Annotated in this window: 16 protein-coding genes; 5 read left to right on the top strand and 11 right to left on the bottom strand. The window is 73.0% G+C overall.

Annotated elements, in window-relative coordinates; all coding sequences use genetic code 11:
• Positions 1 to 48: 48 nt before the first annotated feature.
• Positions 49 to 744: a YoaK family protein gene (locus SD460_RS38275; protein ID WP_318307449.1), complete on the top strand. Its 696-nt coding sequence runs from the start codon at positions 49 to 51 to the stop codon at positions 742 to 744.
• On the opposite strand, the gene SD460_RS38270 is transcribed toward SD460_RS38275, so the two are convergent.
• The 5 genes from SD460_RS38270 to SD460_RS38250 form a co-directional block, all read right to left on the bottom strand.
• Positions 698 to 1,435 carry an SDR family NAD(P)-dependent oxidoreductase gene (locus SD460_RS38270; RefSeq protein ID WP_318307448.1) on the bottom strand — a complete coding sequence of 246 codons (738 nt, stop codon included), beginning with the start codon at positions 1,433 to 1,435 and terminating at the stop codon, positions 698 to 700. The genes SD460_RS38275 and SD460_RS38270 overlap by 47 nt on opposite strands.
• Before the next feature lie 79 nt (positions 1,436 to 1,514).
• Positions 1,515 to 2,396, bottom strand: a complete 882-nt coding sequence (locus tag SD460_RS38265; protein WP_290058715.1) for an amino acid ABC transporter permease — start codon at positions 2,394 to 2,396, stop codon at positions 1,515 to 1,517.
• Positions 2,393 to 3,040 (bottom strand): amino acid ABC transporter permease, encoded by a 648-nt coding sequence (locus tag SD460_RS38260; RefSeq protein WP_290058716.1) that lies wholly within the window; start codon positions 3,038 to 3,040, stop codon positions 2,393 to 2,395. Before SD460_RS38260 ends, SD460_RS38265 begins: the two co-directional genes overlap by 4 nt.
• An 86-nt stretch (positions 3,041 to 3,126) precedes the next feature.
• Positions 3,127 to 4,053: a glutamate ABC transporter substrate-binding protein gene (locus tag SD460_RS38255; protein ID WP_290058718.1), complete on the bottom strand. Its 927-nt coding sequence runs from the start codon at positions 4,051 to 4,053 to the stop codon at positions 3,127 to 3,129.
• 56 nt (positions 4,054 to 4,109) lie between these two features.
• The gene (locus SD460_RS38250) at positions 4,110 to 4,838 is read right to left on the bottom strand and encodes an amino acid ABC transporter ATP-binding protein (RefSeq protein WP_192783056.1); all 729 of its coding nucleotides are present in this window, start codon (positions 4,836 to 4,838) and stop codon (positions 4,110 to 4,112) included.
• 226 nt (positions 4,839 to 5,064) lie between these two features.
• Here SD460_RS38250 and SD460_RS38245 point away from each other — a divergent pair, with 226 nt between their 5' ends.
• Together SD460_RS38245 and SD460_RS38240 are read left to right on the top strand one after the other, a co-directional pair.
• Positions 5,065 to 5,739, top strand: a complete 675-nt coding sequence (locus SD460_RS38245; RefSeq protein ID WP_290058720.1) for a response regulator transcription factor — start codon at positions 5,065 to 5,067, stop codon at positions 5,737 to 5,739.
• A gap of 3 nt (positions 5,740 to 5,742) precedes the next feature.
• Positions 5,743 to 7,140 (top strand): sensor histidine kinase, encoded by a 1,398-nt coding sequence (locus tag SD460_RS38240; RefSeq protein ID WP_318307447.1) that lies wholly within the window; start codon positions 5,743 to 5,745, stop codon positions 7,138 to 7,140.
• Here SD460_RS38240 and SD460_RS38235 read toward each other — a convergent pair.
• Positions 7,137 to 8,057 (bottom strand): TAXI family TRAP transporter solute-binding subunit, encoded by a 921-nt coding sequence (locus SD460_RS38235; protein ID WP_290058724.1) that lies wholly within the window; start codon positions 8,055 to 8,057, stop codon positions 7,137 to 7,139. The two genes, SD460_RS38240 and SD460_RS38235, sit on opposite strands and share 4 nt — an antisense overlap.
• A gap of 162 nt (positions 8,058 to 8,219) precedes the next feature.
• Here SD460_RS38235 and SD460_RS38230 point away from each other — a divergent pair, with 162 nt between their 5' ends.
• The gene (locus tag SD460_RS38230) at positions 8,220 to 9,662 is read left to right on the top strand and encodes an MFS transporter (RefSeq protein ID WP_290058726.1); all 1,443 of its coding nucleotides are present in this window, start codon (positions 8,220 to 8,222) and stop codon (positions 9,660 to 9,662) included.
• Here SD460_RS38230 and SD460_RS38225 read toward each other — a convergent pair.
• The gene (locus SD460_RS38225) at positions 9,659 to 10,312 is read right to left on the bottom strand and encodes a TetR/AcrR family transcriptional regulator (RefSeq protein ID WP_290058728.1); all 654 of its coding nucleotides are present in this window, start codon (positions 10,310 to 10,312) and stop codon (positions 9,659 to 9,661) included. The two genes, SD460_RS38230 and SD460_RS38225, sit on opposite strands and share 4 nt — an antisense overlap.
• A gap of 84 nt (positions 10,313 to 10,396) precedes the next feature.
• Here SD460_RS38225 and SD460_RS38220 point away from each other — a divergent pair, with 84 nt between their 5' ends.
• Complete coding sequence (locus SD460_RS38220; protein ID WP_318307446.1) at positions 10,397 to 11,521, top strand: FAD-dependent oxidoreductase; 1,125 nt, start codon at positions 10,397 to 10,399, stop codon at positions 11,519 to 11,521.
• Here the strand turns inward: SD460_RS38220 and SD460_RS38215 are convergent.
• The 4 genes from SD460_RS38215 to SD460_RS38200 are packed head-to-tail and all read right to left on the bottom strand — an operon-like array spanning position 11,497 to position 20,267.
• Positions 11,497 to 12,327, bottom strand: coding sequence for a hypothetical protein (locus SD460_RS38215; protein ID WP_290058731.1), 831 nt, complete (start codon positions 12,325 to 12,327; stop codon positions 11,497 to 11,499). The two genes, SD460_RS38220 and SD460_RS38215, sit on opposite strands and share 25 nt — an antisense overlap.
• On the bottom strand, positions 12,317 to 12,898 hold the full coding sequence (locus tag SD460_RS38210; protein ID WP_290058733.1) for an HD domain-containing protein: 582 nt from the start codon (positions 12,896 to 12,898) through the stop codon (positions 12,317 to 12,319). The genes SD460_RS38215 and SD460_RS38210 overlap by 11 nt, the downstream gene beginning before the upstream one ends.
• Positions 12,898 to 13,926 (bottom strand): hypothetical protein, encoded by a 1,029-nt coding sequence (locus tag SD460_RS38205; protein ID WP_290058735.1) that lies wholly within the window; start codon positions 13,924 to 13,926, stop codon positions 12,898 to 12,900. Before SD460_RS38205 ends, SD460_RS38210 begins: the two co-directional genes overlap by 1 nt.
• The gene (locus SD460_RS38200) at positions 13,923 to 20,267 is read right to left on the bottom strand and encodes a hypothetical protein (RefSeq protein WP_318307445.1); all 6,345 of its coding nucleotides are present in this window, start codon (positions 20,265 to 20,267) and stop codon (positions 13,923 to 13,925) included. The genes SD460_RS38205 and SD460_RS38200 overlap by 4 nt, the downstream gene beginning before the upstream one ends.
• Between the last annotated feature and the right edge of the window lie 177 nt (positions 20,268 to 20,444).

Genomic DNA, 20,444 nt, shown 5'->3' with positions numbered 1-20,444 from the left:
ACGGGACCGCCGGTTCCGCGCCGGGGCCCGCGGTGGTTGACTGCCCGCATGGCTGAACCGGAACCGCGTGACGTGGCCGCGCTGCTGCTGACCCTGACCGTCGTCACCGGCGTGGTCGACGCCGTCAGCTTCCTCGGCCTCGGGCGGGTGTTCGTGGCCAACATGACCGGCAACGTCGTGTTCCTCGGCTTCGCCGCGGCGGGGGAGACGACGCTGTCCGTGCTCGCTTCGCTGACGGCGGTGCTGGCGTTCCTGGCGGGCGCGCTCGCCGGCGGGCGGCTGGCCCGCGCCGGGGACGACCGCGACACCCTCCGCCGGGCGACCGCGGTCCAAGCCGGACTGATCGCGGTGGCCGTCGTGCTGGCCGCGACGCTCGGCGGCGGCACGCGCCTGGGCAGCGAGCTGCTGATCGTCGTGCTCGGGCTGGCGATGGGCCTGCAGAACGCGGCGGTCCGCCGGATCGGCGCGCCCGACCTGACGACGACGGTGCTGACGATGACGCTGACCGGCTTCGCGGCCGACTCGAAGGCCGCCGGGGGCGCGGGTTCGCACCCGCTGCGGAAGGTGGCCGCCGTCGGGGCCATGCTCGGGGGCGCGTTCGCCGGGGGACTGCTCCAGCTGCACGTCGCCATGGCGGCCGCGCTGGCACTGGCGCTGGTCCTCGTGCTGGCGGTGCTCGCGGTGCTGCTGACCGGGACTAGCCGAGCGCGCGGCCGCCGTCGACCAGCAGGCGCTGGCCCGTGATGAAGCCCGCTTCCGCCGAGGCGAAGAAGCTCACCGCCGCGGCCACGTCGTCGGGGGTGCCGAGCCGGCCGGCGGGGACCGAGGCCAGGTAGGCCGCTCGTTCGGCTTCCGGGACCTCCGCGTGGCGCTCGACCGGGACGAAGCCGGGGGCCACCGAGTTGACCGTGATGCCGTCCGGGGCCAGCTCGCGGGCCCACGACCGGGCCAGGCCGGCCTGGGCCGCCTTGGCCGTCGCGTACGCCGACCGGCCGGGCGGCGGGCGGTCCGCCACCTCCGAATCGATGTGGACGATCCGGCCGTACCCGCGGGCGCGCATGCCGGGGAGCACCGCGTGGCCCAGCAGCACCGGCGAGCGCACGAAGAAGTCCAGGTGCGCCAGGTGCTCCGGCCAGTCCACATCGGACAGCGGGACGTCCGGCTGCGGGCCGGTCGCGTTGACCACCAGCACGCTGACCGGGCCCAGCAACGCCGTCACCGCGTCGACGAGCTCGCCCACCTCGCGCCGGTCGGTCACGTCGGCGGCGAAGCCCGCGGCCCGCCCGCCCTCGGCGAGGACCGACTCCGCGGCCGCCTTGAGGTCGGGATCGTCGTGCCGGCCGTTGAGCGCGACGGCGAACCCGTCGCGGGCCAGCCGCCGGGCGATCGTGCGGCCCAGGCCTCGGGAGCTTCCGGTCACCAGTGCGACACCCATGGGCCCCGACGCTAGGGGAGATCGGCGGACATGGAAAGGCCCCCGACGGGTACGCCGGGGGCCGTTCCGAGCCGGGGACTCAGCCGGCGGCGCCGCCACCGGCGGCGGAGCCGAGCGCGATCTGCTCGACCTTGCCGCCCGTTCCGCCGATGACCTTTTTGTTGCGCCGGTTGCGCCGCTCCAGGTACGTCGCCAGCGCCGTCAGCAGCAGGCACATCACGACGTAGATGGCGGTCGCGACGATCGTGGACGGCACGATCGGGCGGCCGAACGTGCCCTGCGAGCCGATGTAGCGCGCGTAGTACAGCAGCTCCTGGAACGTGATGATGAAGCCGAGCGCGGTGTCCTTCAGCAGCACGACCAGCTGGCTGATGATCGTCGGCAGCATCGCCCGGATCGCCTGCGGCAGCAAGACCAGGAACATCACCTGCGTCTTGCGCATGCCCAGCGCGTACGCGGCTTCGCTCTGCCCCTTCGGCAGCGACTGGATGCCCGCGCGGAAGACCTCCGCCAGCACCGAGCCGTTGTACAGCGTCAGGCCGAACACCACGCCGAGGAACGGCGTCATCGGCACGCCGACGGTCGGCAGGCCGAAGTAGAACAGGAACATCAGGATCAGGGCCGGGATGGCGCGGAAGAACTCCACGACGAACCCGGCGATCCCGCGGATCCACGCGTGGTCCGACAGCCGCCCGGCGGCGAAGATCGCACCGAAGATCAAGGCCAGCACGGCCGCGGCCGCGAACGCCTCGACCGTCTGGAGCACCGCGTTGGCGAGGTCGCGCTGCACCTGCGAGTACTGCAGCCACTCCCACTTGCGGGCGGTGAACTGGCCGCTGTCGTAGAAGCGCCACCCGATGTAGCCGAGGAACGCGACCACCACGAGGGTGCCGACGACCGCGTACGTCCGGTACCGCAGCCGCGCCTTCGGGCCCGGGACGTCGAAGAGGACATTGGTCATCGGGCCACGCTCCAGCGCTTCTCCAGGCTGCGTTGGACGAACGACAGCACGGCGACCAGGATGATGAAGCCGAGCGCGACCCACAGCAGGCCGACCAGCTGGTTCTCACCGCGTTCGGACAGGTACGAGCGGATCGCGCCGGCCTCCGCGACGGAGAAACCGGCGGCGATCGTGGTGTTCTTCAGCAGCGCGATCAGGGTGCTGATCAGCGGCGGGACGACCGAGCGCAGCGCCTGCGGCAGCACGACCTGGCCGAGGATCTGGCCGAAGGTCAGCCCCAGCGCCCGGCCCGCTTCGGCCTGCCCGACCGGCACGGTGTTGATGCCCGAGCGCACGACCTCGCAGATGAACGCCGAGGTGTAGACGGTCAGCGCGGTCACGGCGGCCGGGAAGTAGTCGAGCTTCACGATGTCCAGCAGCGGGTACGCGAACACGAAGAACGCGAACACCAGCGTGAGCGGGGTGTTCCGGGCGATCGTCACGTACGCCGTGCCGACGGCGCGGAAGACGGGGACCGGGCTCACCCGCAGCATGGCCAGGACCGTGCCCCAGACCAGGCTGCCGACGGCCGAGAGCACGAACAGTTCGATCGTGCGGAGGAAGAACGGACCGAACAGGTCCAGGTTGTTGAAGAGGACGTCCATGGAGCCTTCCCCGCGTCCGTGGTCAGGTGGTGGATGGAGAAGGCCGGTGGACCGGGAAACCCGATCCACCGGCCGTCACGCGAACGTCAGTACTTCTCGAGGGTCGGCTTCTTGGCGGCCGAACCCGACTTGCCGAGCGTCGCGTCGTAGATCTTCTGCCAGGTGCCGTCGTCCAGCGCCTTCTGCAGGATCTCGTTGACCTTGTCGCGCAGGACCTTGTCGTCCTTGTTGAGGCCGATGCCGTACTTCTCGGTGGAGAACGTCTGGCCGACGACCTTCAGGTTGTCCGGGTCCTGGGACGCGTAGCCCTTGAGGATCGCGTCGTCGGTCGTGACCGCGTCGACGTCCTTCGACAGCAGCTTCTCGACGCACTGCGAGTACTTCTGGAACTCGACGATGTTGCCCGGCTCGGTCAGGTTCTCCGAGCGGACCTTCTGGATCGGGGTCGAGCCGGTGACCGAGCAGACCTTCTTGCCCTTGAGGGTGTCCTTGCCGGTGATCGACGAGTCGTCCTTGCGCACCAGCAGGTCCTGGCCGGCGACGAAGTACGGGCCGGCGAAGGAGACGAGCGCCTTGCGCTTGTCGGTGATCGAGTACGTGCCGACGTAGTAGTTCACGTCGCCGTTCGCGATCGTCTGCTCACGGGCACCCGAGTCGACCGTGCGGAAGGTGATCTTCTCCGGGTCGAAGCCGAGGCCGGCCGAGACGAGCTTCGCGATCTCGATGTCGAAGCCGCCGAACTTGCCGGTCGTCGGGTCCTTCTGGCCCAGGCCGGGCTGGTCGTCCTTGGCGCCGACGGTCAGCGCGCCCGCCGACTTCATCTTGGCGAACACCGGGGAGCCTGCCAGGTCGACGCCGGTCGCGACCGGGTAGCTCGGCAGCGCGGCGGCGCTCGAACCGCCCTGGTCGCCGGCACCCGGGGTGCTCGGCGTGCCTTCCTTGCCGCAGGCGGTCAGGGTGGTCAGCGTCAGGCCACCGACGAGCACTCCCACCGCGAGGGTGCGGATCCTCATGTGAATCTCTCCTGTGTGTCGTCACCCGCGGCGCGACGGCGCCGCGGAACGTTCTCTCAGTGGGTCAGGATCTTGCCGAGGAAGTCCTTCGCGCGCTCGCTCTTCGGCGCGGTGAAGAACTCCTCGGGCGTCGTGTCCTCGACGATCTCGCCGTCGGCCATGAAGATCACCCGATCGGCTGCCCGGCGGGCGAAGCCCATCTCGTGGGTGACGACCAGCATCGTCATGCCGTCCTTGGCCAGGCCCGTCATCACGTCGAGGACCTCCTGGACCATCTCCGGGTCCAGCGCCGAGGTCGGCTCGTCGAACAGCATGACCTTGGGCCGCATCGCCAGCGCCCGCGCGATGGCGACGCGCTGCTGCTGGCCGCCCGAGAGCTGCGCCGGGTACTTGTCGGCCTGGTTCGCGATGCCGACGCGCTCCAGCAGCTCCATCGCCGTCTTGCGCGCTTCGGCCTGCGAGGTCTTGCGGACCTTCACCGGCGCGAGCATCACGTTCTCGACGATGGTCTTGTGCGCGAACAGGTTGAACGACTGGAACACCATGCCGACGTCGGCGCGCAGGGCCGCCAGCGCCTTGCCCTCGGCGGGCAGCGGGACGCCGTCGACGGCGATCTCGCCCGAGTTGATCGGCTCCAGCCGGTTGATCGCCCGGCAGAGGGTCGACTTGCCCGACCCCGACGGGCCCAGCACCACGACGACCTGGCCACGGGGCACCTCGAGCGTGATCTCCCTGAGCACGTGCAGGTCGCCGAAGTACTTGTTCACGGCGGCCGCCTTGATCATCGGCGCCGCCACCTCCGCGGTCATCTGGCCTCCAGGATCGTTCGAATGCGGCGAGGGTCACCACGCGATGGCGAGAACCTACCGCCGTGCTCCCTGCTCGCAAGGCGGCTTGACCCATTCTTAGGGTTTCAAGTGGGTATCGATGTCCGATTCGGCGGTCCCGGGGGAGACGTCCTAGAGTTCGTCGCTACCGGGCGGTGAAGCAGGTCACCATGGGAGGCGACGGGTGCGGGTGCTGCTGGTGGAGGACGACGACCGGGTCGCGGGCGCGCTGATCCCGGCGCTGACCCGCCGCGGCCTGGCGATCGCCCGCCTGGCCACCGGCGCCGGGGTGCTCGAACGGGTGCACGAAGTCGACGTCATCCTGCTCGACCTCGGCCTGCCGGACATCGACGGCGTGACGCTGTGCCACCAGATCCGCGCGGTCAGCGACGTCGCGATCATCGTCGTGTCGGCGCGCGGCGAGGTCGACGACCGGATCAAGGGCCTGCGCGCGGGCGCCGACGACTACCTGGTCAAGCCCTACGACGTCGAGGAGCTGCTGGCCCGGGTCGAGGCGGTGCGCCGCCGCCGCGGCGAGCACGCGACGGCCGAGCCGGTGGTGATCCGCGTCGGGGACGTCAGCGTCGACCTGGCCCGGCACGAGGTGCTGGTCGACGGGCACGCGGTCGCGTTGTCCCGCAAGGAGTTCCAGGTGCTCGCGCTGGTCGCGGGCGCGCGGGGCGCGGTCTGCTCGCGTGAGCACGTGCTCACCGAGGTGTGGGGCCACCGCGGTCCCGCCGAAAGCCGCTCGCTGGACGTCCACGTCGCCACGCTGCGGACGAAGCTGGGGCGCCCGGCGCTGATCGAGACGGTCCGCGGGGTCGGCTACCGGCTCGGCGGCCAGGTCGCCCGGAGCTGAGGGGTGCGCGTCCGGCTGCAGGGCATCGTGCTGACGCTCGTCGCGTTGCTGGTGTTCGGCCTCGGCATCCCGCTGGCCACCACCATCGCCGCCGGCGCGCAGCAGGACCTCTTCCTCGACCGGCTGACCGACACCGCGCGGTTCGCGTCGCTGGCGCAGCGCCCGCTGCTCGATGACAAGCCGTTGCTGCTCGACCCCGACCTGCGCCGCTACACCGAGGTGTACGGCGTCCAGGTGGTCGTCTTCGACCAGGACGGCAAGCCGGTGGTCAGCTCGCTGGGCCCGAACGCCGCGCGGCTCGACATGAACGCCGAGCGGATCAGCGACCCGGTCCACGAGGCGCTGGCCGGCCGCCGCTCCCAGCCCGGCGGCGTGCTGATGCCGTGGGACGCCACGCCGCTGGTGCTGGCCGAACCCGTGCTCGCCGACGGCGAGGTGCGCGGCGCGGTGGTGACGGTGTCCGACACCGGCGCCGAGCGGGCCGACGTGCTGTGGTGGTGGCTGCTGCTCGCCGCGGGCGGGATCCTCGCGTTCACGCTGGCGCTGGCCGTGGCGATCCCGGTGGTCCGCTGGATCCTGCGGCCGGTGCACCGCCTCGACGACGCGACCGGCGCGCTGGTGGCGTCCGTGGTCAGCGGGCGCGAGGCCGAGCCGGTGGGGGAGAGCGGCGGGCCGCCGGAGCTGCGGCAGCTCGGCCGTTCCTTCGACCGGATGGCCGAGAGCGTGTCGGGGGCACTCGCCGCGCAGCGCGCGTTCGTCGCCGACGCCTCCCACCAGCTGCGCAACCCGCTGACCGCGCTGAAGATCCGGCTCGGCAACCTCGAAGGCCACGTCGACGACGAGCCGGCCGCCGCCGACCTGGAGGCCGCGCGGGTCGACGCGGGCCGGCTGCACCAGATCCTCGACGGGCTGCTGTCGATGGCCCGCGCCGAGGCCTCCGGCGGCGAGCTGGACCCGCTCGTGCTGGACGAGGCCGTCGCCGAGCGCGTCGCCGACTGGTCGGTGGTCGGCGAGGCCCGCGACGTGCGGCTGGTCGTCGACACCCCGGGCGACGGCGTCCGCGTGCGCATGCCGCCGCGCGGCGCCGAGACGATCCTGGACGCGCTGCTCGACAACGCGCTGAAGTTCACCGCGGCCGGCACCGAGATCCGGGTCGCCGTCGAGCGCGACGGCGACCGCGTGCGCCTGTCGGTCCGCGACCACGGCCCGGGCCTGCGGCCGGACGAGCTGGACCGCGCGCTCGACCGGTTCTGGCGCAGCCCGGCCCACCAGAACGTGCCCGGCTCGGGGCTGGGCCTGGCGATCGTCAGCGAGATCGTCGCGCACTCCGACGGCGAACTGGCCCTGGACCTGCCCGAAGGCGGCGGCCTCCGGATCACGATGACGTTCCCGGCGGGCTAGGTCTTCTGCGCCCGGTAGTAGCGGAGCGCGCCCGGGTGCAGCGGGATCGGCTGCGTTTCGATGCCCGGGTGGACGTCGATCGACAGCGCCGCCGGATTCGCGCCGGCGAGCTGCTGCCGCGCCGCGAACAGGCCGCTGACCAGCGCCTCGGCGACGTCGTCGCGCATCGACGTGCGCACCACGAGGAAGTTCGGCACCACCAGCGTGGTCACCGGCCCGCTCTGGTCGTAGGTGCTCGCCGGGATGGTGGCGGTGCCGTAGACCTCGCTGATCGCCTGCATCTTCGGCATCAGGTCGGCGATGTCGACCAGCCGCAGCCGGCTCTTGGTGTCCGCCAGCTTCGGCGTCGGCAGCCCGCCGGACCAGAAGAACGCGTCGACGTCGCCGTTCAGCAGGGCCGCGACGGAGTCGTCGAGACCCCGGGTGATGGTGCTGACCTTCCCGGTCAGTTCGGCCGCCCCGAGCAGCTTCCCGGCGATGTATTCGACCCCTGAGGCGGGCGAGCCGATCGCGATCCGGCGCCCGCGCAGCTGCGCCACCGACCGGATGTCGGAGTCCGACCGCACGACGACGTGCAGGTAGTCGTCGTGGATCCGCGCGAGCGCGGCAAGCCCGGGCCGATCCCGGTACTGATCGGCGGCGACATCGGCGGCCACGAAGGCGACCTCGGCCTGCCCGCTCAGCACCCGCCGGACGTTGTCGGGCGACCCCTGCGTCTGCAGCACCTGCGGCCGCTCGATGTCGAGCCCGGCCTGCCAGGCGGTGGCGAGGGTCTGCGCGAGCTTGTCGTAGACGCCACCGGGGTTCCCGGCGGCGATCCGGAGCCGGACGTCGGCGAACTGGCTGGAGCAGGCGGAGAGCACCAGGAGCAGGATGGCGGCCAGCACTGGTCCGCGCGTTCGCCGTGGCCTGCTCATCAGCCGATCGTGCCAGACGTGCGCGTCCGCCGTCAGCCGGTCATCTCCGTGGCGACGGTGCGCAAGCACCTGGAGCACGTCGTCGACCGCACCGGCGTGGTGACCTGGGCACCGCAGTTCATGAGACGAGGTTCGGGAACGTGCGAACCTAACGTCGGATCCATGAGTTCTGCCACGTACCTGTCCACCGCCTCGACCCGGTGGGACGCGCGTCTGTGGGGTGTTCTCCTCACCGTCTCGATCGTCACGGCGCTCGACGCGCTCGACGGGTCGATGGTCGGGGTCGCGCTGCCCGCCATCCAAGCCGAATTCGGGTTGTCCACCAACGCCCTGCAGTGGGTCGTCAGCGGGTACGTGCTCGGCTTCGGCGGGTTGCTGTTGCTCGGCGGGCGCACCGCCGATCTGCTCGGGCGGCGGCGGGTCTTCCTCGCCGCCGTTTCGCTGTTCGCGCTGGCTTCGCTGTTCGGCGGGCTCGTCGACGACGGGACGCTGCTCATCGTGAGCCGCTTCGTCAAGGGGGCCGCCGCCGCGTTCACCGTGCCCGCGGCGCTGTCCATCGTGACCACCACGTTCCGGGAAGGGCCCGCGCGGAACAAGGCGATCAGCATCTTCGCCGTGTTCGGGGCCAGCGGGTACTCCGCCGGGCTGGTCTTCTCCGGGGTGCTGACCGAGCTCGGGTGGCGGTGGACGTTCCTGCTGCCCGCGCCGCTCGCCGCGGCCGTGGTCGTCGTGGCGTGGAAGCTGATTCCCGCCTACCGCGCCGAGCCGGCCGGCGGCTACGACCTGCCCGGTGCGCTCACCGGGGTCGGGGGCTCGCTGCTGCTCGTGTACGGCGTGGTCGAGGCGCCCGAAACCGGCTGGGTCGCGCCGCGCACGCTGATCACCTTCGTGGTCGCCGTCGCGTTGCTGGTGGCGTTCGTGCTCATCGAAAAACGCAGCCGGAACCCGTTGCTGCGGCTGGGCATCCTCCGCTCCGGGCCGCTCGCCAGGGCCAACCTCGGTGCCGCGCTGTTCTTCGCCTCCTTCATCAGCGTCCAGTTCGTCGTGATGCTCTACTTCCAGCGCGTGCTGGGCTGGTCGCCGCTGCAGACGGCGCTGGGGTTCCTGCCGGCGGCGATGATCGTCGCGTTCGGCTGCCCGCGCGTCGATCCGCTGATCGAGCGCGTCGGGACGACCCGCGCGATCTTCGCCGGGGTCCTCGCGCACGTCCTGTCCTATGCGCTGTTCCTGCGCGTGGACGAGCACTCGGGCTACGTCGGCTCGGTGCTGCCCAGCATGATCCTGCTCGGGCTCGGCTTCGCGCTGGCCTTCCCGTCGTTCAACATCCAGGCCACGGCCGGGATCGCGGACGGCGAGCAGGGCCTGGCGGGCGGCCTGGTCAACACCTCGCTGCAGGTCGGCGGCGCGATCGGCCTCGCAGTCGTGACGGCGGTGCTGACCGCGGCCGGCGGCGGCGAGTCGTCGACCGCCGCGCTGCTCCGCGGGTGGGTGCCGGCGCTGGTCGTCGTCACCGGGTTCACCACGGCCGGCCTGCTCGTCGCGCTCGCCGGCCTCCTGGTCCGGCCGCGGGTGCCGGACGCCGAGCCGGAGCTGGAAGCCGTCTAGCGGAGGGTCGCGACGCCGGCCAGGAAGATGTCGACGCCGGCCAGGAACTGCTCGCGGTCGTCGTGGTCGCCCAGCCGCGTCGCCGCCTTGTGGACGAACGGGTACCGGGCCGGGTCGAGCCGGGCCCACTGGTCGGCCACCCCGGTCAGGAACGCCGACCGGTCGACGTCGCCGCCGAGGAGGCGGGCGTTCGCCGCGTTCTGCCCGGCCACCCCGAGGACGTAGTTCACGAGGGCCCCCGCGGCGTCGAACAGCGCCTTATCGGGGACGCCGAGCGCGTCGAGCAGCCCGCCGATGCGCTCGTAGACCGCCAGGAGCGCGGGGCGCCACGGCTCCCGGGACAGCTGGGCGCCGACCCACGGATGGGCGTCGATCGCGTCGAACAGGCCCAGCGCGACCGTCCGCAGCGCCTCTCGCGGCTCCGCGCCGACCACCACGCCGGTCATGACGCCGTCGACGATGTCGTCGGTGGCCGCCGCCAGCAGGTCGCTCTTGTTCGCGATGTGGTGGTAGATCGCCCCGTAGCCGGTGCTCAGGCGGGCCGTGAGCGCCCGGAAGGTCAGCGCGGCCTCGCCGCCTTCGTCGAGGAGCCCGGTCGCCGCCTCGACGATCACTTCTTGGGACAGACCGTCCGTGCGCCGCTTCGCCATGAGGTCATCATCGCATGGTTGGATCGCCGATCCAAAGTCATGCTAGCTTTGGATTGGATCGCCGATCCAATCGAAGGAGACACCATGCGCGAACGAGTCACGATCATCGGAGCCGGCCTGGGCGGTCTCGTCCTGGCCCGCGTGCTGCACCGGCACGGCATCCCGGTCACCGTCCACGAAGCCGAACCCTCGCCGGCCGCGCGCCGCCAGGGCGGGATGCTCGACATCCACCCCTGGAACGGCCAGCTCGCGCTCGAAGCGGCCGGCCTGACGGAGGGGTTCCGCGAGCTCGTCCTGCCCGGCCGCGAGTCCTACCGGGTCCTCGACCGGGCGGGGACCGTGCTGCTCGACCGGCCCGACGACGGCACCGGCGAGCGGCCCGAAGTGCAGCGCGGCGACCTGCGGCAGCTGCTGCTCGACGCGCTGCCGCCGGACGTCGTCCGGTGGGGGCACAAGGCCGTCGGCGCGCGAGCCCTCGGCGAGGGCCGCCACGAAGTGCGCTTCGCCGACGGCACCAGCGTCGTCACGAGCCTGCTGGTCGGCGCGGACGGCGCCTGGTCACGCGTGCGGCCGCTGCTGTCGGCCGCCACGCCCGAGTACGTCGGCGTCTCGGTCGTCGAGACGTTCCTCTTCGACGGCGACACCCGCCACCCCGCCGCGGCGGCCGCGGTCGGCGGCGGCTCGCTGTTCGCGCTCGCCCCCGGCCAGGGGATCCTCGCCCACCGGGAGAGCGGCGGGACCCTGCACACGTACGCGCAGCTGCGCAGGCCCGAGGACTGGCTCGCCGGCCTCGATCCCGCCGAGGTGACCGCGCGCGCCGCCGGTGAGTTCGACGGCTGGGCCCCCGAACTCACCGCGCTGATCACCGCGAGCGACACCCCGCCGGTGCTGCGCCGCCTCCACACGCTGCCGGCCGGGCACCGCTGGGACCGCGTGCCGGGGGTGACCCTGCTCGGCGACGCCGCCCACCTCATGCCCCCGAACGGCGAAGGCGCCAACCTGGCCATGCTGGACGGCGCCGAACTCGGGCAAGCACTGGCCGAAAACGGGGACGACGTCGAAAACGCGATCGCCGGGTACGAACGGCGGATGTTCGAGCGCGCCGCTACCGAGGCCGCGGACGAAGACATCTACGAGGTCATGTTCGGCCCCGGCGCGCCGCACAGCATGGTCGCCCTGCTGGCTCAGCCGGAGGCCAGCACCCGGTAGGGCTTCGGGAAGAACGCCCAGTGGTCTTCGCACCAGACCAGCCCGTCGTAGGAGAGTCCCGTGGTGGCGCCGGGGGAGTGGTAGCGCCACGCGGCCCACACCCGCGCCGGCACCAGCCGGTCCGCCACCGACCGGTAGCCGCCGGGGAACGGCCGTGACAGCGCGTTGTCGTCCGCGAGCGCGCCGGCCGGCGCGAGGTGCACGCGGATCCGCGACCGGCCGCCCGGGCGCCGGAACCCGATCCCGGCGTCCCACGCCCGTTCGTACCGCTGCCGGGCGGCCGCGACCGCCTCGCGCACGAAAACCCAGGCGTAGTCGGCCTCCCGCGGCCGCAGCTCCCGCAGCGCCGCGCCCGCCGGATCGGCGGCGATCGCCCGGAGGACCGGTTCGAGCCGCGCGGACAACACGGTCATCGAGACCGCGGCCCGCACCCGCGGGTCGCCCTGCCCGGTGGCGAGCGAGGGGTCCGCGCCCGGGTCGCCGCGCTGCTGCAGCTCGGTCTCGAACAGGATGTACGACGTCCGGCGCAACGCCGCCGCGGTCCGGCCGTCCGCTTCGGCCGCCGCGATCCGCGCGTAGAGGTCGAAGAGCGGCCCGGTCCCGGACAGCCGGCCGCGCGCCCGTTCGACGAGGGTCAGGAACTCGTCGCGGTCCAGCCGGGAGACGTCGGGGCCGGCCGGCTCGGGACATGCGGTCCAGCCGCCGCCGGGGCCGAGCCGGAACGCGGTGACCCGGCCGTCGGCGGTGCGCACCACCTTCGCGGGGACTTCGCCGTCGCGGAAGAACGCGGGCAGGTCACCGCTCATCGGCGAGCCCGCGGAACTCGGTGCGCCAGGTCTCGAACCAGTCCCGGAACCACGGGTGCCGGGCGGCGAGGGGCAGGATGGTGCGGACGGTCTCTTCGTAGTAGGCCCCGCGTTTCGCGGGACGCGGATGCGTGTCCAGCCGCTGGACGTTGCTCAGCCGGTCGGCGAGCTTCACCAGGAGCGCGTCGTCCGGGGCGTCGCGCAGGCGCGCCAGGTAGTCGGCCCGCGCCCCGCCTTCGGGCTTGGTCACCCAGCCGACCAGGGTCGCCACCCGGTCCCCGAAGCGGGCGCGGACCTCGTCGAGCGTGCCGTCGGTGTCCTCGACCACGTCGTGCAGCACGGCCGCCCGCAGGACGTCGACGTCGGTGCTGCCAATGGCCTCGACGAGCACGCGCGTGGCTTCCAGGAGGTGTTCCAGGTACGGCTCGCCGGCCGGCCGGGTCTGCCCACCGTGGTGGCGGGCCGCGAAGGCCACGGCCTCGTCCAGCGCCGCCAGGTCCGCCTCCGGGAGCCGGTCCGCCCAGCCGGCGCGAACGGCGGGCCAGCCTTCCTTCGCCGAGAAGGTCCGCATCACCGGTCCGCCTCGAACTTCTCGGCCCACAGGTCGAAGGCGTGGGTCAGGATCCGGTTGCGGAACGACTTTTCGGGCTCCGCGGCGGCGTTCGCGTAGGCCTCGGCGAGGGCACCGTCCACGTCGAGCGCACGCCGCCGTTCCTCGATCGCGAGGAGCCACTCGTGTTCGGTGATCCGCCTGCCTTCTCCGGCGACCTCGCCCGGGACCAGCCGGCCCGTCTTCGCGTCCAGCCGCCACGCCGTCGCCGGAGTGGTCAGGTCGACGCGCACCGGCTCGGTGCCGTAGAAGTAGAACGCCCGTCGCCGCTGCGCCTCCCGCCACATCTCGTACGTGACGCGCCGGGGTTCTCCCCGCTCGTACGCGGCGAAGATCTCCGGCTTGTCGTGCCGCTGGTAGAACGACGTGCGAAGCAGCCGCTCGCGGCGCTTCTCGACCGCGTCGACGAACTCGTCCTCGTCGTCCAGCGGCCAGGTGTCGTCGTCGTCCACGCCGTGGGCGCACTGCCGGGCGCGCCGGGTGTCGGCTTCGAACTCGCCGGTGTAGCCGTTGAGCCCGTACCCCTCCGCGCGGCGGCCCAGCACGGGATCCTCCGGGCCCTGCCCCCACGGGAAGATCTCGACGAGCTCGCCCCAGCATTCGAAGTACCGGTCCGGGGCGGCGGAAACCGGCGCGACGGCGACGGGGGCCGCCGCGGGCGGGGGAACGGGTGGGACAGGGCGCGGGCGGCGCCAGGGGAACACCGGGCCGTACACGTCCAGGCACCGGCGGAACTCCGCCCAGCTCGGCCAGTACGCGAGTTCGTCTTCGTTCGCCGCGATCCCGGCCGGGCGGAAGTCCGCGACCTCGGCCCGCAGGTCGGTCTGCTCCAGCGCGTCCCGGACGGCGGCGCGCGCTTGCTCCGCGTCCGCGTAGGCCCGGCCGTCGATGACGAACGCGGCCCGCGGCCCCGCGGGCGCTCCGCCGGTGATCCACACGAACGTCAGGCGTTCGTGGTAGTCCAGCGGCCCCAAGTCCAGCGACTTCACCGGGTCTCCTCCTGGTCGAGCGCGGCCGCTTCGGCGAGCATCCCCTTGACCCGCGCCGTTTCGGCTTCCGTCAGCTCGACGTACGGCTTGAAGATCGTGTTGTGCTCCAGGTCGGCGGCGATGGAGGCCCGCCGGGTGGTCAGCTGCAGCTCGAAAGTATAGGGAACGCCGCCCACGTCGATCTTCACGACGAGCGGGATCACGCGGTACGCCGGGTTCTTGTCCTTCGGCTCCGCGTACATGTTCTCGATCTCGAGGATGCGGCCGTCGCTCCCGGTGCGGAAGTACTCCTTCGCCCCTTCGAGGACCCGCTGCAGGTCGGCCATGCTGTCGGTGGTGATCCGGGCGCCCACCGCGTCGATGACGTCGCCGGCCCGGTAGTCCGGGCGGCCGGGACGCTTGGCGGAGCCGGTCGACATCCGCTCGACCTTGTCGAGGATGCCGGCAGCGTCCTTCGTCCGGACGCTGACGGCGGCACCGGGAGCCGTCCGCGACACGAACTCGAGTACCTCGGCTTCCACCGCGGGGTGCACGTTCTCCCGCAACCGCTTCGCGTAGTCAGCCAGCTGGGCCAGCTCTTCGCGGTTCGGCGAGGCACCGACCCCGCGGGCCGGATCGGCCTGCTTGGCCTGCTCGACGAAGACCGCCTTGCGGTCCCGGCCGGCGTCCCGGTTGATCGCCGGGGCCACCGGCTCGAACAGCGGCCCCTGACCCGGGCTCGCCGCCCGGTACTCCTCGAGCGTCCGCTCGCCGATGACCCGCCGGTCGGCGAGATCGCGGAGGATCTCGATGGTGGCGTCCCGGCTCTGCGGATCGGCGAGCGACTTCGCGAGGTTCGTCGGGTGCAGCGCCGAATCGGCCACCAGGCGCGCCGCGATCGAGGCGACGTCGGGGTGCTCGGCGAGCAGCTCGCGCAGCCGGCTGCCCGCCATCTCCCGGTTCCACGCGGCGCCGTAGTTCCGGCGGCCGTACGCCTCGGTCGCGGCCGTGATCAGCGCTTCGACCGGGGTCGGCGACCGGCGCGCGACCACCGCCGCCGATTCGAAGTCGCGGCGGATCTCGTACAGCGGGTGCTCGGCGACCGAGGGTGCCTCGAAGGACTTCAGGCTGAACTTGAGCTCCGCCACGTGCCCGTCGGGCAGCCGCACGTTCATCAGGACGCTGCGGTTGCCGCTCGGCGTGGACTTGGTGACCCGGTCCTTGATCCGCACGATCTTCAGCCGCTGGTCGTTCTTCAACGCGTCGAGCGCCCGGTAGAGCTCGTCGACGCTCTCGAAGCGGATCCTCGCGCCGACGACGTCGACGAGCATCGACGCGTCGCCCGTGTCGTACTTCTCCACGTATTCGGCGACTTTCCGCAGGCTGCGGCCGCGGTCCTTCACCCCGGGCCGCCAGGACGCCTCGCCGCCGGTCTCGGCCGCGATGTCGGAAACGATCTTGTTGAGCTGCTTCTGCGCCGCCGGCGCTTCCGCGCGCAGCCGGTCGACGCTTTCGCGCTGGTAGGCGGGATCCTTGCGCCGGGCCGGGTCGAAGCCCTGCTGCCGGTAGCCTTCCTCGGTCGTGCCCGCCTTGATCTCCTTGGCGATGTTCACCTGCGCGGCCCGGTCGAGGACCTCGTTGGGGTGTTCGGCCTTGAGGTCGCCGACGATCGAATCGACCTTCGCCTGGATCTCGGGCGTGACCTCGCCCCGGCGGACCGCGTCGGCGATACCGGCGCCGGCGAGCCGGCGCTGCACGTCGCCGAGCGCGGCTTCCAGCAGCGCGACGGACTCGGGGTGGGTCAGCAGGCTGTCCCGGGCGACCGGGTTGGCGGTGAGCGCCCGGTCCAGCTCGGGCCACTCTTCCCGCAGCCGCTTGAGCTTGGCCCGCGCCTCCACCCGGTCCGGCCGCCGGTGCAGCGATTCCAGCGGGCCGGCCGCGCTGTCCTGGACGGCCGACTCCAGGCCGGCCTTGCCCATCTCCGCCAGGATGTCGCCCGCGTCGCCGTGGTAGGTGCCGAACGCCTTGCCCAGCCCCAGTTCCGCGCCCTTGCCGGTCGCGCCGCCGAGGAACGACGACGTCCCGCGCAGGGCCGCGCGCGCGGCCGTCGAGCCGCTCAGCGCGTCGCCGAGGGTGGGTCGGGTGCCGCCGATCGCGCGGCCGGCGGGGATCGACTCGAAGGCGTGCGACGTCACGGTGCTGGTCGCGCCCGCGAGCGCGCCCATCAGCGTGCCTTCGAGCAGCTTCCCGAAACCGGCCCCGAAACCCTTGCGCCAGGTCGCTTCGTCGAGCAGCGCGCCGCCGAAGCCGCCCATGCCGCCGGTGGTGGCGCCGATGACCAGCAGGTCGCCGACCGTGCTGCCGGTGATGCCGCCCATCGTCTGGGCGAGGGGCGCCTGCACCGAGCGCAGCGTCGTCATGCCGGTGGCGAGGGTCTGGGTGCTGCCGCGCGCCAGGAGGGACAGGTGCTGCCCGATCCCCGCGGTGAGCGCCTGGACCGCGGTCATGCCGAGGTCGACGGCGGCCTGCTCCCAGCCGTACCGGCCGCCGCTGACCGCCCAGTGCACCCCCATCGAGCCGAGCCCGGTGAGCCCGGCGATGGCGGCCAGCAGCAGCGGGCTGGCCGCGCCGCCGGTGGCGACCGTGGCGACGGCGGCGACGATCGCGCCGATCACCATGACCGCCGTGGTCAGGTAGTTCGCGATGCTGTCGATCCGGGCGGCGTAGTTCTCGGCCGCGAGGTTGCCGGCCCGCACGGCGGAGGCGAACTGGCGCGGATCCGCGCCGGTGTACCGGCCGTCCTTGTCGAACATGCCGCTGCCGGCCGCGACGGGCTTTCCGGCGGCGTCGGTCCAGACCGGGTTGCCCTTGTCGTCGACCTTCACGGTCGCGCCGCCGAGCGACGCGGTGAGCTCGGCCTTCGCCGACGTCAGCGACCGGTCCGCGAGGCTGTCCCCGGCCAGCCAGGAGCCGAGCCAGCCGGTCTCGTCCCGCTGCTGCTGAATGCTGAACGCGGAGACCTCGGCGCGTTCCCGGTCGTTGCGGGGCTTGCCGAGCAGCGCCCGCTCCATCCGCAGCCGGTCGTCGCCGGAGAGCTCGGTGAACCAGCCCTTGCCCCCGAACGTGCCGAGGTCGTCGTCGAGCGCGGTGCCGGTGAGATCCCGGTACTCGACGCGCATCGCGGCGATCTCGTCGCGGTCCAGCCGCTCGACGAAGCGGAACATCAGCTCTTCGTCGGTGCCCGCGCCCTTCGACGCGTACTTGACGGCCAGCGCGGCCGTCTTCGGCGTCGGGTAGTCGTCGTGGGCCAGTGCGACGGCCAGCTCGCCGAGGTCCTTGTCGTCGCCGGCGGCGGTGCGCAGCCGCCCTTCCAAGTAGGTCTTCGCGGCCGCGGGCGTGCCCGCCTGCTTCGCGCCGCCGTAGTCGGTGGCGTACTTCCGGAAGATCCGGTCGCGCTCGGCCAGCGCCTGGTCGCGGTCGGCCTGCAACCGGGCGCGCTCCGCCGCCGGCAGGCCGGCCGGGATCGGCTTGAGCCGCGGGTCGACCAGCGCGGCGTCCAGCTTGAGCAGGTTGGGCCCGCCGGGCCGCTGGGTCTCCACGCCGAGCCGGGCCGCGCGTGCGGCCTCGGTGTCCTCGCCGCCTTCGATGAGCGCGACCCCGAGGTCCCGGTTGGCGCCGGTGATTTCGACGGTTTCGGTCGTCGTGCCGCCCTCGGCGTCGGTGCTGACCACTTCGATCGACGCGAGCGCGTACTTCTTGACCGCGGCGGCGGCCTGCGCCGGCGTGATCGCGGCCGGGCCGCGCGCCGGTCCGCCGATCAGGCCCGCGAGCTCGCGCTGCACGGCCACCCGGCGTTCGTCGGGGGTGGCCGCGACGCGGCCGCGTTCGGTGGGGGCCTTGCTGTAGGCGGCGAGGGTGTCGTGGATCGCGTCGATGTCGCCGGCCTTGCGCGCGTCGTCGATCCGGTCCTTCATCCGGAACGCGTCGGCGAGGTTCTGGTTGCCGACCGAGAGCGCGTCGAACACCTTGAGGTCGGTGCCGCCGAGGTTGTCGCGCACGTCGGCGAGCGCCTCCGCGCCCTCCTTGCTGCCCTTGAGCTTGTCGAGCTCTTCGGGCTTGAGGTTGCGCATGATGTCCTCGATGCGCGATTCCTCGTCGTTGTACCAGTGGATCGAGGCTTCGAGCTCGGCCGCGGCCCCCGCGGCCTGGTCGCCGCGCAGGTAGGCGAGCGCGGACGTGAGGTCCGCGCCGCTGAGCTCGTCGCGCAGCGCCGCCTCGAGCGAGCCGTTGTGGTTCGCGTAGATCCAGCTCAGCGCGCGCCCCTGCGTCGCGGTCAGGCCGCGCAGCGCTCTCGACACCTCCTCCTCGTTCGTGCCCCAGCCGTCGAACGCCTTCTCCAGCTGGAACCGCCGCTTGTCGAGGTCGTCCGCCACCGCCTTGGCGGCCGCGTCGACCGAGCCGGCCAGCGCCGTGGCCGGGTTCAGGAATGGCGTGAAGGCCGCGTCGATGAAGTCGGTCCGCCGGCCGACCGTGTCGGCCTTCCACTCCGTGAACGGCGCGGTCATCGCGTCCTTGGTCTTGCGGACCGCGTCGCCGAACACCCGTTTCAGCGGCATGGCCCACGCGTCCGCGACCCGGCTGACGCCCTTCGCCGTGGCCGCGAAGGCCGCGTCGTGCCCGTGCACGAAGTCGCCCATCCCGCGGGCGCCGCCCGCCCCGGTCTCGCGCAGCGCACCGGCCGCGGCCACGCGCGCCTGCCCGGCTGCCTGGACCGCGGACCGTTCGGCCCCGGCCACCGCGTCGGCGGTCGACGCGTCGGCGCGGGTCACCGCACGCTGTTGCGAGAGGCCGAGCTCGTCCACCTTCGGCCGGGTCTCCTCGGCGGCCTTTTCCACGGCCTGGCTGAGGTTTTCCGCGGAGCCGGCCGCCGCCTTGAGTCCCTCGTGGACCGCGGTGATCGTGCGGTCGAAGGCGGGCAACCCGCTCGCCGCGGCCGTCTCCAGCCCGGTCAGCTCGGCGCTCGCCTGCGCCTGGGAGCCCTGCAGCAGGGCGTTGGCCTCGCCGACCAGCCGCGTCCGGGCCGCCCGGTGCCGCAGCTCGATCGACGTGCGGGCGTCGCCGGCCATCCGCCGCAGCGCCTCGTGCCCGCTCGCGGCCTGCCTGCCGAGCGCGCCGAAGGCCGTGCGGCTCGCGTTCTGCACGGCGGCCCGGCCCTTGGTGTCGATCTCCGCCTTGCGCGTGTTCAGCGCCTTGGCGAGCTCGGTCTCGTCGAACTGCTTGCGGACGACGGGAATCTGGTCTCGATAGGCCTTCGCCTGTTCGTCCGCCGCCTGGTTCCGCGCGGTCACGGCGGCCGAAACCAGCCCCGGGACGGCCGCGCGGCGCGCCTCGTTCTCGGCCTCCACCACCGGCGTCGTCCCGCCGGGGAACAGCTTCGAGGCGGACGCGCCGTAGGCCTGGAGGGCGGCGACCGCCTGCCCGGCCGAGGTCGTGATCGCGACGGCGCTGTCTTCGAGCAGGCCGGTGTAGCCGGCGGCCAGGTCGTCGACGATCGCGGTGACCTGCTCGCCCGCGGTGTCCGCGTTGGCCCGCACGCGCTGCAGCGCCCCGGCGGTGGCGGAACCCACCAGCCGCCGTCCGCGCCGCACGGCGAGGTCGAGCCCGGCGGTGCCTTCGTCGTAGGCGGTGTCGACGGTGCCCAGCGCCTGGCCGCGCAGGTCGTCCAGCTCCTGCACGCCTTGCGCGACCCGCGACCGCGTCCGGCCGTCGAGCCGGCTGTGCCGGTCCACCGCGCCCCGCCCGAGCCGTTCGAGCAGCGCGCGCTGGGCGTCGTGGGCCCGCCGCGCCCGCTCGACGAGGTCCCGGAACACCCGCGCGGCCGCGGTCAGCGCCGCCGGCTTGACGGCCGCGGCCCGCACCGCCGGAAGCGCGGCCGGCGCGTCGAACCGGTGGCTGAAGGAGGGGAGCACCAGCCGCGCCGGGGCGACCAGTCCCAGCTCCGGCGCCCGCGAGCCGGCCGCGGGCTTCTTCTTGCCGCTGCGGTCGTCCGCGCCCCGCTGGTCGAGCCGCGGCCTCGGCGGCCCCTTCGGGACCGCTTTGCGCGCGGGTTGCCGTTGAGCTGAGGCCGCGACGGCCTGGTTCCCGACCAGCCCCTGCCCGGCCAGCAGCGCGGATCCGGACGGCCCGGCCCCCGGCGGCGTCCCGCCCATCGCCGCGGACACCGCCGCGTTCCCGGCCACCGCGTTCCCGGCCACCGCGGGCCCGGCCTCCCGCACCGGCCCGGCCGCCCCCGGTGCTTCCGGCACCACGGAAACCACCGGCGTCGCCGGCTGTGGTGCGTGGACCTTGACGGGCACTGGCATAGGGCCAGCAGGATGGCATCCGAGCCGTCGCACCAGCGCTTTCGCGGCGTTACGGCAGCGTCACCGGGGACGCTGCCGTTCGCCGGGGACGCGTTGCACTGGGCTCGGAACTCGCCCCGCCCATCCGGGCCAGGGTCCGGTCCCGGATGCACCCAATGTGGCGTTCGGTGCGTCCAA

Origin of the sequence: Amycolatopsis solani (assembly GCF_033441515.1) — a bacterium.
GTDB classification, from domain to species: Bacteria; Actinomycetota; Actinomycetes; order Mycobacteriales; family Pseudonocardiaceae; genus Amycolatopsis; species Amycolatopsis solani.
Note: the sequence above shows the minus strand (reverse complement) of the source record. Positions and strands in the feature narration are given on the sequence as shown.